General features: G+C 62.5%; 13 protein-coding genes. 5 read left to right on the forward strand and 8 right to left on the reverse strand.

Annotated features, from left to right (window positions below):
* Positions 1-21: 21 nt before the first annotated feature.
* From CLV41_RS20270 to CLV41_RS20300, 7 genes are all read right to left on the reverse strand, one after another.
* A complete protein-coding gene (locus CLV41_RS20270; RefSeq protein ID WP_103224250.1) occupies positions 22-840 on the reverse strand; it encodes a T4 family baseplate hub assembly chaperone in 819 nt (272 codons plus the stop codon).
* Between the two features lie 2 nt (positions 841-842).
* Complete coding sequence (locus tag CLV41_RS20275; protein ID WP_103224251.1) at positions 843-1301, reverse strand: phage tail protein; 459 nt, start codon at positions 1299-1301, stop codon at positions 843-845.
* Between the two features lie 24 nt (positions 1302-1325).
* Complete coding sequence (locus tag CLV41_RS20280; RefSeq protein WP_103224252.1) at positions 1326-3695, reverse strand: hypothetical protein; 2370 nt, start codon at positions 3693-3695, stop codon at positions 1326-1328.
* A gap of 10 nt (positions 3696-3705) precedes the next feature.
* The gene (locus tag CLV41_RS20285; RefSeq protein ID WP_103224253.1) at positions 3706-5538 is read right to left on the reverse strand and encodes a phage tail sheath C-terminal domain-containing protein; all 1833 of its coding nucleotides are present in this window, start codon (positions 5536-5538) and stop codon (positions 3706-3708) included.
* A 30-nt stretch (positions 5539-5568) separates the two neighbouring features.
* Positions 5569-6801, reverse strand: coding sequence for a hypothetical protein (locus tag CLV41_RS20290; protein ID WP_103224254.1), 1233 nt, complete (start codon positions 6799-6801; stop codon positions 5569-5571).
* Complete coding sequence (locus CLV41_RS20295; RefSeq protein ID WP_103224255.1) at positions 6798-7160, reverse strand: hypothetical protein; 363 nt, start codon at positions 7158-7160, stop codon at positions 6798-6800. Before CLV41_RS20295 ends, CLV41_RS20290 begins: the two co-directional genes overlap by 4 nt.
* Positions 7161-7690: 530 nt before the next feature.
* Positions 7691-8350, reverse strand: coding sequence for a response regulator transcription factor (locus tag CLV41_RS20300; protein ID WP_146048613.1), 660 nt, complete (start codon positions 8348-8350; stop codon positions 7691-7693).
* A gap of 420 nt (positions 8351-8770) precedes the next feature.
* On the opposite strand from CLV41_RS20300, the gene CLV41_RS28405 reads away from it, so the two are divergent.
* Entirely contained in the window at positions 8771-8977 is a 207-nt protein-coding gene (locus tag CLV41_RS28405; protein ID WP_408014138.1) for a DDE-type integrase/transposase/recombinase, read from the forward strand.
* Between the two features lie 53 nt (positions 8978-9030).
* Here CLV41_RS28405 and CLV41_RS20305 read toward each other — a convergent pair whose 3' ends face one another.
* Positions 9031-9921 carry a LysR substrate-binding domain-containing protein gene (locus CLV41_RS20305; protein WP_103224257.1) on the reverse strand — a complete coding sequence of 297 codons (891 nt, stop codon included), beginning with the start codon at positions 9919-9921 and terminating at the stop codon, positions 9031-9033.
* 105 nt (positions 9922-10026) lie between these two features.
* Between CLV41_RS20305 and CLV41_RS20310 the strand changes: the two genes are divergently transcribed.
* From CLV41_RS20310 to CLV41_RS20325, 4 genes are read left to right on the forward strand one after another with little or no spacing between them, the layout of a single operon-like run.
* Complete coding sequence (locus CLV41_RS20310) at positions 10027-11250, forward strand: trans-sulfuration enzyme family protein (protein ID WP_103224258.1); 1224 nt, start codon at positions 10027-10029, stop codon at positions 11248-11250.
* Between the two features lie 58 nt (positions 11251-11308).
* Positions 11309-12208: an ABC transporter substrate-binding protein gene (locus tag CLV41_RS20315; RefSeq protein WP_103224259.1), complete on the forward strand. Its 900-nt coding sequence runs from the start codon at positions 11309-11311 to the stop codon at positions 12206-12208.
* A gap of 20 nt (positions 12209-12228) precedes the next feature.
* A complete protein-coding gene (locus CLV41_RS20320; protein ID WP_235867201.1) occupies positions 12229-13155 on the forward strand; it encodes an amino acid ABC transporter permease in 927 nt (308 codons plus the stop codon).
* Entirely contained in the window at positions 13155-13934 is a 780-nt protein-coding gene (locus CLV41_RS20325; RefSeq protein WP_103224260.1) for an amino acid ABC transporter ATP-binding protein, read from the forward strand. Before CLV41_RS20320 ends, CLV41_RS20325 begins: the two co-directional genes overlap by 1 nt.
* The last annotated feature ends 324 nt before the right edge of the window (positions 13935-14258 follow it).

Below are 14258 nucleotides of genomic sequence, written 5' to 3' on the forward strand. Positions count from 1 at the left end.
CCAGGTTAAAGACCTCGCTTCTCAGGCGGCGGAGGTCCTTTGCCGCTGCGAGAAAAAATTGGTCATGTCGAGATTGACCTCGAAGTCGTGTCCGCATGCCAGGCAGTCCACCTGATGGCGCAGATCCACGCCCGGCGCGTCGGAGCGCATTGCCCGCTCGATCAGCGACCGGTCACTCATGGTGAGGTCGGAGAAGATGCGCGCGCCCAGGCCCTTCAACTTGTTCTCGGGCAGGGACCCGAGGCTGTTCAGGCAACGCGAGAGCAGGAGATTGACCCCGCGGGAGGGGTTCTGCTTCATCGCGGCGGAAACCTTCTCCTCATCTTCGCCGGTCGGCAGGCGGAAAAGGGCGCGCAGATGCAGTTCGCCGTCGCGGTCCTCGTAGCCGTCTTCAAGGTCCACCTCCACGACCGGTTCGCCGTCTTCGCTGGTGCGGCATTCGAAAAGGCCGAGATCCTCCACCGCCTCGAAGCGCTCGCTGCAGGCAGGGCAGACATAGCGGGCTTCCAGCTCGGCGCCGAACGTGATCTTGCGAAGCTCGAGAAGCAGGTAGTTGCGGTCCGCGGAGGTCAGGGCAGCGGTAACCTTCGGTCCCACCTTCTCCACGCCGTCGATCTCGCGTATCGCGCTGGCAAGCAGTTCGGTAACCAGCTTGCCGGTGTTCTGGCGCAGACGCGGATCGGCCAGGATGGCCTCCTCGTTGCCGGTCAGCTTGCGGATGCGGGCCTTGACGTGGCGCGTGCCGTCTTCGTCGGTAAAGCCGACCGGCAGCGTTACTTCATGACCCATGCGCGCGACGGGACGGGCCGTTTCGGTTTCGATCGGTGCAATCTGTTGCATGGTCAAACGACCTCCCACCAGTCAACCGCGAAGGTGAATTCTTCGGTTTCGAGATCGGACGAGGCGGCATCCTGTTCGACCTTGCTCCATTTGGTCGGAAAGCAGTCGTGATAGATCCTGCGCTCGACCTCGCTGCCCGAGGCGTTGAGCTTGATCACCGCAATGGTGGTGCGCTCATCTGAAGCGGAGGAGGGACCTGTGGGGTTGAAGGTCTGCTTGAAGAGATCGCGGAACAGGACGTCTTCCGAGGACCCGTCGATGTATCGGGTCAGGACCAGCTCACCGGCTTTTGCCGGACCCGATACGACTTTCTTGATGAAAGGGTCGCCGCCGTTGACCATCTCGGCTGTCTGCACCTCCATTTCGGGCAGACCGGCCTTGTTGATCCTGGCCTGCTGGCCGTTCACCTCAACCAGGAACTTGGCAATCGGTGCGGGTTGTTCGTAGGGAACCGATGGCATGACTGTGTTCTCCTTGGACGGGCGTTACGATCTCTCTGCCGCGACGGTTTCGGCCGGGGACTGGGAAATCTCGACAACTACGAATTCGGCGGAAGAGGGCGTGCGGAAGCGGACCTCGACTTCCAGCAAGCCGAACTGGGTCTGGGTCTCGGGGTTGTTGGTTTCGTCGCAGAGCACGACGAAGCCGTCTTCGCGGTCTTCGGTACCGAAGGCACCGCCACGCCACAGACCTGTCATGAAGGCTCCGACCGAGTCGCGAACCTGGGCGAAAAGGCGCGGGGTGATCGGCTCCTGCAGGAAGAGACGCAAGCCGCGGCCCAGGCTGACTTTGATGAGGTTGGTCAGCCGGCGCTGGGAAACCAGCCGCAGGGCAGGGTTGGTCGACAGGTTGCGTGCGGCATCGGCTATGATGCCCTGGCCGGGCAAGGCGCGGATTACCGAGACACCGCCACGAACCGCGGCATCGGTGTGTTCGATATCCGTCACCTGCGAACCGGGAACGAGGCCGGTGACCAGAATGGCCGCGCGGGCGCCGGCCGGTGACGTCCACACACCGCTGTTGCGGCCCACACGTGCGAGCATGCCGCAATAGGCGCCCGCCAGCGGGATCGTGCGCAGCGGCTGCGCGCCGGTGGTATCGAGAGGATTGGCGACCTGTCCGTGCGGCCAGATGGCAACGCCGTAGGAGACGCTCGCACGAAGCGGAGCCGCGAAATCGATCATTGCCGTGAGATCGGCGTCCGCCGGGCCGGTAACGATGGCGATGGCCGTTCCCCTGGCCGCGCAATAAGCGATCGCGTCGGCGGCGGGTGCCGGATTGGTCGTGTCCGCCAACGCCAGCAGTTCGAAGTCGGTGGTGTCGAGCGCATGCAGTCCGGTGCGGCTGGCCGCGTTCCCCGCATAATCCACATCGAGGGGTGCCGGGTCGCTGCCGGTGGTGGTCATCGCGCTGCGGGTGACCGCCGCGGGCAGATTGCGTCCGAGCCCCGAGCCCGAGGCGAGGTCCAGCAACCGGATACGGTCCGATCCCGCGAGCGCGTCGTTGACGACGTCCACCGCGTAGACTGTCGAAGCGGGCTCCATGCCAACGGAGGTGAAGCGTTCCAGTTCGACCCCGTTCTCGACAACGGCAATGTCGACCTCCGCCGTCGCGGCCCTGACGGAGCCATGGGGCAGCGGGTTGCCGTTGGGAAGGGCGGGATTTATCCGGATCCAGGAATCCGCGTCGGACCGTTCGGCGATGGCCGTTTCGGCTGTCAGGCCCGTCTCCGGCACCTGGCCGGCAAGGTCAAGCGCGGGTAGCGGGTCGATGCCGCCGGCGGCGAGTGAGATTGTGGAGGAAGCTCCCAGGCTGTTGGACCACAGCATCAGTGCACCATCGGGTGCCAGGCCCGCGGTGAAGCCCCGGGACTGGCGGTTGATCTCGGCCACGACCTCGTCGGGCGTGGCATTGGTGAGGTCGGCGATGCGCCCGCCTTCGGCAAAGGTGACTGTCTCGGCAATGCCTCCATCCACCGTGACGCTGAAGGACGCCCCGTCGGCGATGGTTTCGGTTGCGGCGAGCGGTGTCGCGCCGGTAACACGGCCATGTGTGGAGATGCGTACGGCCTGGCCCGTGCCGAAGCCTGCGGAACCGCGGAGCGCTATGACGGTGGCGTCCTCCAGTCCTGCGTCGCTGTCGGCGGTAGTGCCGGTAAAGCCGAGCGTCGTGGCCGCATCTCCGGAAAGGGCGATACGCCGCGACGGGCCGGCGTTCCGGCCCGCAATCATCACCCGTCCGCCCGGCGCGGCGAATGACAGCGCTTCACGCGCGTCCTGGCGGATAGCGGCGGCAACCTCCTCGGCGGTCGCCTGGGCGATGTTCTCGAACGCGCCGGCCTGGAAGGTCACCGTCTGGGCCGCGCCGCCATCGATGCTGACGTCAAGGGTGTCGCCGTCGGTGAGCGGGAAAGGGGCGGCGTTGGCGCTGAGCACCTGAGGCGGTACCTCGGTACTGCCGAGGGGGTTGTCCACGACGGTGACCTGCAGCGTGTTGCCCGAGGCGCCGGGGCTGCGCAAACCGTGCCAGCCGGCCTCGACCCGCAGCGTCGGTGCGCCGGTCCGGTCGGTCAGCACCTGGCGTGCAACGCTGGCAGCGGGCCGTGTGACCCGCACGCAGGTGGCTTCGGAACCGCCATTGTCAAAGAAACTGGCAACGACGGCGGCACCCAGTGTCGTGGTGTCGAGTCCGCCGAAGACCCTGGAGAATTCCGCGACTCCGTGCACCGTCACCGGTGTGTGGGCGGGACCGCGGCGGGAGCGGATCAGGAAAGCTGTTTTGCCGGTCTCGCCCGGGGCGATGATGGGCCGCGCGCGACCTTCCACCTCACGGACGTTTACGCCGATGACATTCATCTGAACCTCCTCAGTTCTCGGTCAGCGACACACCGAGAGGCGTCACGCCCACCCGGAGGTTGATCTGCTCTGCGGGCCGGGCCGGATTGATCTCGACATCGATGTTCAGCTCTCCGCGAGCGATGCTGGCAGCGGTGTTGTTGTCGGAATCGGATTTCACCCGGTATGCGCGCTCGGCATCGTCAGTGGCGAAGGCTCCGCGTTGACGCAGTCCGTCGAGAAAACCGGAAACCGACGAGATGGCGCGGCGGCGCAGCCGTTCGTCATGCATCTCGTGTACGAACCCGCGCAGTCCGGTGCGCAGCGAGGCGACGACGAAGTTGAACAACAGCCGCACATTGACGAAATACCATCGCGCATCGGTGCTGGCGGTGCGGGAGGACGCAATGTGCAGGCCGAGCACATCGTCGCGTCTGGCCATGTTGGCGAGAGCCGTACGCACGACCCGGGTGTTCTGTGCATCCGTCAGATGGGCCGACAATTCGGTGATACCGCGCAACTGCGCTCCGGCGCCCGCCGGGGCCTTGAAGATGCTGCGGCGCAGCGCGACGTCGGCGAACACACCGGCGACCGGCAGGCAGAGCGGGATCATCCGGCGGCTGGCGGGGCCGGTGGCACGAGGATCCTCGACGGCGCCGAAGGGGCCGTAGAAGCCGGCGAAGCTCTTGGGCTGGTGGAACGCCGTGACATAGGATTCGACGGCGGCGACAAAGTCGGCCTCGGACTGGGTGTAGTCGGCCGGAGACTGCGGGCGGGGCGAGGCACCGCCGCGGTCGGGAAGGGACCCCAGGAACATGCAGTCGTTGCGGTTCTCGCAGTAGCCGATGGCGGCGGTGACGGCGGACTGCCGGCCGGGCGCGGAAAGGCTGTGCACATCGGGCAGCGTCAGAAGCTGGACGGCCTCACGGTCGAAGGCGTGGAGCCCGCTGCGGGAGGCGGCGTCGCCGATATAGTCGCTCGCGGACGGGGCCGGTTCGGACCCGCCGGAGAACCCGGTTTCCGCGATGGCCGGCAAGGCTTCCTGCGTGGCTGCCGTCGTCGTGGCAGGACGGCGGTCGTCGGCAATCGCGTACCGCGAACCCGAAAGCGGGTCGTTGATCCGGGGCGGCGCATAGCCGGCAAGCGTCCGGGTCATGGAAAGGCCGCGCCAATCCTCCACCATCGCCGGCTGGGCGGCCTCGGAGGAGCGGTGGAAGAGACGCAGCCGGAATTCCGTGCTGATCACCGTGGTTCCCGCCGTGGTCAGCGGCTCGCTCAGCCCGTCTGTGAAAGTGACCGTTCCCGTGGCCGGGTCGATGGAGACGATCTGCCTGTATTGCGTGACGGGTCCGCCGCCCGGGTCGTCGATGAAACGCAAGGTCTGGCCGACGCCCAGACCCGCGACGCTGGCAAGGGTGACCGACGTGTCCGTGGCGGCGGCATCGGCTGCAAGCGCACCGGTGAAGGCGGGGTCGTCCGACACGATCACCGAGAGGCGGCGGCCCCACAGGCCGGGGTCTTCGACACCCCGGTCACCGGCCCGCAGACGCAGGGCGGGTGCGGCCTGTGCGTCATCCAGCATCACCGAGGCGGGCGTCGCTGCCGCGGCGACCACGCGGGCGGCAACGATCTCCCGTCCGCCGTTCCCGAAGCAGTGGACCATGGCGAGCGCGGAGACCGCGTCGGTGCGCACCGGGCCGAAGGCCGCCTCGATTTTCTCAGGTCCGGCAATCCGTACCGGGTGGTGAGGCCGGCCCCTGTCGAAAACGCCAAGAACGGCGATGACAGAGGTGGGCGCGGGCTGAACCGCAGCGCCGAGCGCGGGTGCCTGTTCGAAGACGTTGACGCCGACAATTGTGTTCATGATCCGTCTCCTTGGCGCATGGGCCTCTCCTTACGCGATCCGCACCGCTTCGGCGGGCGCGCCCTCCGGCACGACGGCCGTATCGATGGTGTCAACGACGCGCGCATGGCGGCGCGAGCCGGCTTCTTGTTCGGCGCTTATGCGCAAGTGCAAGGTTTCCGGGTGCAGGGCCGTGCGCTGGCGCGGCAGGTCCGGGCGCAGAAACATTTCGAGCTGGTTCATCACACCGCCGACGCGCAAGGGGCGGTCGAAGTTCAGTGCCTGGGAGAGCTGGTCGAGCAGGCGCAGACGCTGGGTGCGCAGCGGGGCTTCGCTTGTGAGCTGGTAGTCGAGCAGCCAGCCGCGCGGGTGCGGGCGCTCCGACACCGTCAATGCGCCGCCGGGACCTTGGCGAAAGCTGTCGGTCAACGTCACGTAATGGGTGCGTCTGCGGTCTTCGCGTGCATCGAGCAATGTCAGCCGGACGGCGGCAGGTTGCGGCGCGGCGCTGTTGTAAGGGTCGGTGTCGATGCGGATCAACCCGGTAACGCTCGCCGTGCCGACGGCCAGCGGCACCGCGAGCGCCGCACCGCCTCCGAGAGTCAGTGTCGCCGTTCCACCGGCGGCACTGACCGAGTCAAGCGTGGCCTGCTGAACCGACCCACCGCCATCGTCGATCTCGACAAGGCTGCCGGCGACCAGCCCGGGAATGTCGGCGATCTGTACCTGCGTCGCGCCTGCCGCCGCCGGGGAGGTGACAGGCAGCGCGGCGAGGTCGCCCAAGGCTGTGTTGGCGGCAATGCGGGCCGAAAGCGCGGTCTCCACGTCAAGTGTCATTTCGGGGCGCATGGCCAGAAGTTCACCCAGATCCGCCGTCACCGGAGCGGAGCCGAGGGGGCGGAAGAATAACCGGTCGACGGCGGCGCGGTTTTCCTGCATGCACCCGATGCGCACCTGTTCCCACCTGCCGGGGCGCGCCACCGGCACACGCCACAGCCGCTCCGTGCCCGGAGCGTCTGTGGCGTCCGTGTAGCCGAAAAGCACAGGAAAGCCGGCGGTGGAAGTGCGCGGCACGCGGATCCAGAAACGCAACTCGGTCTCGAACGAAAGGTCCACCGGTGCGGGCGGTATGACAAAGACCTCGTCGCCCGCTGCCGGGACGGGAAAGCCGAAGCGTTGTGCGTCGGGGGCATCTTCGTGCGGGCCCGACAATCCGGTGCTTGCCGTCGCGCTTCCCGCGACGGACCAGGCAGCAGCAAAGTCGTGGAGCCGGACGATACTCATGACGCGAGCACTTTCCTGCCGATCCGGCGCACGGTTTCGGGCAGGGATCCGGACGCGTCGAGTTTGACCGGCCGCGCGGTTGCGGAGACGGTCCAGGCAACCGCGGCACGGCCGTCATCGAGCAGTTCAATGCAGTTCTGCCCGAGCCGGGGTTTCAGATCGCCAATGTCGCGCGCACCGTCGGGGGATGAAGCAAAGATGATCACCGAGCAGTCATGCGCGCCGAGCGGTGCGTGGCCGTCCGATGCCGGGTCGCGTGGCAGAGTTTCGACGTCAAGATCCGGCTCATTGGCGAGCCTGCCGACGACGAGATCATGCAGCATCTGGTTTGATTTGGAGATGAAAACTCCGACCCGCATTGCAGCCTCCTGCTTTCGGTGAAGGGTGGCGCGGGGAGGGGCTTGTGTAAATGAACCGGGGTATCCGAACCATGGGTCCCGGCTCGGGACAGTCCGGGTGGTTCAGGCCCGGGGGTCGCAGTATCCGGACCGTAGGGTTCAAACGTTAAGCGTTCAGGCTGGTTGTAGGGGGATGGTTTACGCTTGCCGGCACGTGGCCGTTATGTCGGGACACGGGTCAGCAACTACCAGGGGAAGGATGAAGCACGATAAAGCGCTGTGGAAGGAACCCGGAATGCACAAACGAAAAGGTCCAAAGGATCTGCACCGGAAGGTTCATTCGGTGGGTGGATCTTTGTGCGCGTTGGAAATAAGGTCAAGACGGCATCGCCGGACGACCATTGCCCCTGGAGAAGGGGCGTGTCCGCAGACGGGCTGTTTCTTGAAGGACAAGCCGACACTGTCGGGAAGAAATGACGTCCGCCCGGGAGGGGCCGGCATCCGATACACGTTGGAAGCGGGCCGCTGTCGGCTACGCTCCGGGAGCGGCCTTACAATCTTCGTTGTTCGCTGCCGATGGCCTCGATCAGCCCCAGGGAACGAAGTTCCGCCACCGCCTTGCCACGGGACGGGACATTGAGCTTGCGCAGGATGTTGTGGACGTGGTTCTTGGCCGTGGCAAGTTCGATTGAAAGTTCGCGGGCGATTTCCTTGTTTGAATGCCCGGCATCGAGCAGACGGAGGATCTCGCCTTCGCGCGAGGTGAACTGGTCGGCGGAAACCTGTGCCGGTTTCCGGCTTTTGCCCGCCACGAGGCGCAAAAGGGCGGAGGCGACCCAGGGCGAACATTCGCACTCTCCGCGGCTGACCGAATGGAGCGCGTTGCCTATTTCAGACAGGTCGGCTTCACGCAGCACCAGACCGATCGCCCCGGCCTCGGCAAATGCCGCCACCTGCGCGGCATCTCTGCGCAGGCCGAAGACGAGGCAATGGATCGCCGTTTCGGAACAGGTTTCCCGGACCAGAGGAATGGTTTCCTCGGTGGAGGCATCGGCGAGCATGACGCTGAAAGTATCTTCGCAGATCATCGCTTGAGCCTCGGCGGCGGAGGTCGCGATCGTAATGCGGGTGGAGCCGAATGAACCCGAAAGCTGTTCTGCGAGCAGCTTTGCAACAAGCACATTATCCGAGCAGATCAGAGCCGGCGTCATCTGTGTGACCTCCTCCTCGCTGATTTTGCTTCGGCTGCCAGTCCGGGCAGATATGTAAAATAAATGGGCAACCGGAAACACTGCCGGAAACCCGGCAAAAAAATGATCGCCCTCCAGCACGTCTTACGCGAGCTTTCTAGAATTATGTTCAGGATAGGTTGAGGACGTGGGGCTGTCAAAGAGATGTTTGTAAAGCCGCCCGTATGCCGATGAAGCAAATCGATCGGGTGTTCACACTACCCGTTCTCCGGAAGCCGTCAGATCGCTGCCTGTCTGCGCCGGGAATGCATTATCGTCGGCCGTCCTCGAGTCAGGCGTTGAATGGCGAAGAAGGGGTTCGAAGCGGTTGATTTACAAGTGCCCCGGAACCAGTCAACCGCATCCCCATCACCCCTGCATCCCTATCTGCCAGGATAGAGTTTGGTTGACCGGCCCGATCAGGTTTGGTGTTCAGACATCACCTTCGTGCCGGTCAGGAGTGGCTTTCTGTATTTGGTGGCGATCTTGGACTGGGCCACGCGGAAGAATGTGAGGTGGAGGCTGTCAAATACGACGCATGCCGGCTTTGAAGCACAACCGGCAGCATCCGCATCGTCAAGTAAATCAATGATTTATGTCGCCAGGTGAACACCGGGAAATCAAAACCGGTCCAATATGCCGTTGGCAAACCCGGCATTTTTCTATTCCAGCGACAGGCTCTCACGTTCCTGAAGCAGCGCTTTTGCCATTTGCTCGACCAGTTTTGATTTTTTCTTGGGTGGAAACAAAAGCAGCGTTCTGAAGTGAATGGCCGGTTTGAGTGGTTTGAGAACAAGGCCGCGCTCCAGATATCCGGTTGCCGTTACCGGATCCACGATCCCGCATCCAAGTCTCGCAAGCACCAGGGCGCAGACCACGGAGGAATAGGCTGTTTCGACGACAATTCGCGGAGCGGCGCCATGCATAGCAAAGGCTGTTTCGGCTTCTCTTCTGGTCGTGTCTTCCGGCGCGAGGGCCACGAACGGAAGTTCATGAAGATCGGCGGGTTCGACTTCGGCCTTGTGTTCCAGCGGATGTCCCGGATAGACGGCGAGGGCGGCCCGGATCGTTGCGTACGGGACTGCCTCGACACCGGTCGTATCGATCTCGTCGGCCGCGATCGCGATATCAAGCTGATTGGCTGCGACCATATCGCGGATTGCCGATGACGCCCTGACATAGAGGGAAACGGCGACTTCGGGATTGGTCTGGTGAAAACGTCCGATTGCGTTTGGCACGATATTCGTGCTGAAGGCCGACAGGCATGCAATGCGGATATCGCCGGACCCATAATCCCGGATACGAGCAGCGGCGCTTCTCAGTTTGGCGAGCCCGGCGAAGGAAATCTGCACTTCCCGGAAAAATAAATGCCCTTCCGCCGACGGGATCATCCTGCCCTTTTCCCGGTCGAAAAGCTTGAACCCGATGGATCGCTCCAGCGTCATGATCGCTTTGCTGACGGCCGGTTGCGAGATGCCAAGAACCTCCGCCGCTCGGGACGTGGTCCCGTAGGTCATGACCGCCTGATAGGCCTCGATCTGCCGCACATCCATGGAATTCAATCTATAACTATATGGAATAGAATTCGTCTAATTTAATATTAGACTGAATAGACTTGATTGTGTCAACAATTGGAAAAGTTGGCAAAGGTGCAGTGAATGCAGGACAAAACGCGTTGCGTAACAAGAGTTCCGGTAAGCGTTGAGGGCTTCGACAGCCTGACGGTGCCGCTCTATCGCGCCTCAACTATCCGTTATCCGGACGCGCGGTCCTTCATGTCTCGTTTCGAACGTGGTGCCGACGATTATATCTACGGGCTCTACGGCACGCCGACACACCGCTATCTCGAGAAGAAGATCACCGAGCTCGAAGGGGGCGCGCGAACATTGCTGGCGCCTTCCGGGCAGGCCGCCATAACCTGTTCGATCCTCGGTGTCGTGGAAACCGGCGATAGGGTTCTCATTCCTGACGCCGTCTACGGGCCCGTGCGCGACTTCGCCGAACATGAGCTTGTCGCACTTGGTATCGAGACGGTTTTCTATGACCCTTGCGACCTTCAGGCCCTTGAGAAGGAACTTGAAACAAAAACCCGGCTGGTCTGGGTCGAGTCTCCGGGGTCGGTGACAATGGAAATGCAGGACGTGCCGGCTATTGTTCGCATGGCGCACGCAAAGGGGTCGCTGGTTGGCTGCGATAACACCTGGGCGTCTCCCCTGAATTTCAAGCCGCTTGAACACGGAGCGGATATCGTTGTCGAAGCCCTGAGCAAACATTTCGGCGGACATTCCGATCTGTTGATGGGATCGATCACGGTCCGCGACGAGCAATTGGGTTTGGATCTGAAAGCGGTGCTTGGGCGACTGGGGATCGGCACTTCGCCCGACGACTGCGTTCTGGTGGCGCGTGGCATCGATACGCTCGCGGTACGTCTCGCGCATTCGGCCGCCGGCGCTTTGAAAATCGCCAAATGGCTGCAGGAGCAGCCTTTGATCGAAGCTGTTTTGCATCCGGAGTTGCCGGGTTTCTCAGGCCATGAGCTTTGGCGGCGCGACTTCTCCGGAGCGGCGGGTGTGTTCAGTTTCACACTTCACCCCGAAGCAATGGTCCATATTCCGCCGGCGCTTGACGCGCTCGAACTCATTTCCATCGGCGCATCCTGGGGTGGCACCAAGAGCCTCATTGCACCGGTTGACGTCAAATCCCTGCGCACCGCCAAACCCTGGACCGGAGCCGAATTCATCCTGCGCCTCAGCGTTGGCATGGAGGCGGCGGATGATCTTGTCGCCGATCTGGACAGGTTCCTTGGGGTGGTGCGTAAAAACGTTTCATCGAATGGAGAGGCCGAAGCAATGGATCATGAAGTGCCAGAAGCGGCGAAGTGATGCCGGATTGGACGCGCATGCCTGCAAAACAACCAAACTGGACAAATGGAGAGTTTGAATGCCCGATAAACGCACCTGCCTGAAATCTGTCTCGGGCGCGGCCTTGGCCGCGCTGCTGGGTCTCACCGCACCGGCCTTTGCCGCTAATTTCGATACATCCGGAATTGCGGAAAATCCCGAACTCGCCGCCCGTGTCCCCGCGCATATCCGCGAAGCGGGCGTTTTGATTGGCGGCTCGGATAATGCCTACGCTCCCTGGGAATATCTGGCGGGTGACGATGGGCAGACGCCCGAAGGCATCGATATAGATATCGCCAATGCGATCACGGCCAAATGGGGCCTCAAATATGAGTCCCAGACGGCGCCGTTCGATGGGATCCTGCCCGCGCTCGGCAGCAAATACGATGTCGGCATTTCGGCCTTCTCGATCTCCAATGAGCGTATGCAGGTTGTGAATTTTGTCAGCTATTTCCGGTCGGGAAGTCTCTGGGCCGTGAAGACCGGCAATCCAAGTGGTTTCGATCCGAAGAACTATTGCGGAACGACGCTCGCCCTGCAGAGCGGCACCTGGCATGAAACCGAAGTAAAAAAGGTCAGTGACGCATGCGTTGCGGACGGCAAGAAAGCGATCAACATCCTGCCGTTCGGCAAACAGACCGAAGCGCTGACCCGGGTAGCCGCCGGCGGCGCCGATGCGACAATTTCCGGCGACTCCCAGATCGCACTGGCGGCGAAACTCTCCGAAGGCCTGCTTGAAACACTGCCGTCTTATGGAGCCATTGGCGAATCCGGCCTGAACGGCATCGCCGTGCCCAAGGATAATATGGAATTCAGCCAGTTGATCGCAGATACCCTCAATGAACTGATCGAAGAAGGAACCTATGCCAAAGTGCTGGCAGATTGGGGACTTGAGGTGACCGTCGACAAGGCTGAGGTCAATCCTCACGTCAAGGACTGAATCCCTCGGGGGAGAAAAACGTGACTGAAGTAACCAGTTCAAGCCTGACCGGGGAGCGCGCAACCGGCGCTCCCCGGTCCAATACGGACCGCTTCATTGCGAAAGATGTCGTTCCGCGCCGCCATCCGGGGCGATGGGTGGCGGTCGTTTTCCTCGCCATTGTGAGCGTTCAGATCGCAGCCGAACTGGCTGTGAACGAGAATTTCCACTGGGGCGTCTTTGTCAAATACCTGTTCGACATGCAGGTCATTCGCGGGGTTGGCTGGACACTGTTGTTGACTGTTGCGGCCATGACCGTTGCCGTCGTTGTCGCCGTCTCGCTTGTGATCATGCGTGAAAGTGACAATCCCATCCTGCGAGGGCTCTCCTGGGGCTGGATCTGGTTTTTTCGAGGCACGCCAATCTATACGCAGCTCCTGTTCTGGGGCCTGTTCTCGGTGCTCTTTCCGCGGTTGTCTCTCAGCATCCCCTTCGGACCCGAGATTGTGGGGGTCGATACGAAGTGGATCGTCACTCCGGCGATGGCAGCGGTGCTCGGTCTCGGTTTCAACGAGAGCGCCTACCTGACGGAGATTTTCAGGGCCGGTTTCAAGGCCATAGACCGCGGGCAGACAGAAGCGGCGCAGGCCATCGGCATGTCGCGCGCCAAGATATGGATACGGATCCTGATGCCGCAAGCGATGCGCACGATAATCCCGCCCACGGGCAACGAGACGATCGGCATGCTGAAAATGACGTCGCTGGTGCTTGCCGTGCCGTTCACTCTCGATCTGATGTTTGCGACCAACGCCATCGCCAACCGCACCTATCTGCCGGTGCCTCTGCTGATGGTGGCCGCCTTCTGGTATCTCTCGATTACCTCCGTCCTGATGGTTGGGCAGTATTATCTGGAACGCCATTTCGGCAAAGGCCACGATAGTCAGCCGGTCAACGGAGGAACCGCCTGATGCACGGTGGAAAAGCCTCAACTCCCGCGGTTCAGCTGCGTGGCATCCACAAATTCTACGGCGAAGTGCATGCCTTGTGCGGCGTCGATCTGAATATCGGCCGGGGAGAGGTCTGCGTCGCCATCGGACCTTCGGGATCGGGCAAGTCGACCCTTCTGCGCTGCATCAACCAGCTTGAAGTCATTTCTGCGGGGCGTGTTTTTCTCAATGGCGAACTGCAGGGCTATAGCGAGCGCGATGCCAAGTTACATCCCCTGCATCCCAAACAGATCGCGCGCCAGCGCCGGCTGACGGGCATGGTATTCCAGCGCTTCAATCTGTTCCCGCACATGACGGCCTTGCAAAACGTCATCGAGGGGCCGGTGCAGGTCAAGCGCGAGCGCAAAGCCACGGCCAGGGAGCGCGGGACAGCAATTCTCGAACGGGTGGGGTTGCACGGACTTGGCGACCGCTACCCCAACCAATTGTCCGGCGGTCAGCAACAGCGCGTCGCCATTGCCCGCGCCCTGGCGATGGAGCCGGAGGTGATGCTGTTCGACGAGCCGACTTCGGCACTCGATCCCGAACTTGTGGGCGAGGTTCTGGATGTCATCAAGGATCTGGCGAAGAGCGGCATGACCATGATGCTGGTAACCCACGAGATAGGATTTGCGCGCGAAGTCGCCGATCATCTCATCTTCATGGACAAAGGTGCAGTGGTCGAAAGCGGCCTGCCTCAGGGTGTGCTTTCCAATCCGGAAGAGGCCCGCACCAGGGCGTTCCTCTCCAAAGTACTCTAGGGTCTGTGGACAATAAGGATTTGGTCGAGGTTTGGATGCAAAACGCCCAGTTCAAGAAGCAAGGTCGCAGGAAGGGTGTTCGCTTTCAAGACATTGCGACGCCGAAATGGGCGTTTTGCGCCAAATCTCTTCGAGACGCGGCGGATTTCGGTCCCGACTGCGTCGGAAAGTCCTTGTGGTGGGGGGCACCACTGCGGACTTTCCTCCTGTTCGGACACCGAAATCCGGCTCGCGCCGCGACCCAAACCTAATTGTCCACAGACCCTAGGTCACGGCCCCATTTATGAGTCCGTACCCTGGGCAAACCTGTGACGACTGTCCTTG

Origin of the sequence: Roseibium marinum (genome assembly GCF_002906165.1) — a bacterium.
GTDB lineage: Bacteria > Pseudomonadota > Alphaproteobacteria > Rhizobiales > Stappiaceae > Roseibium > Roseibium marinum.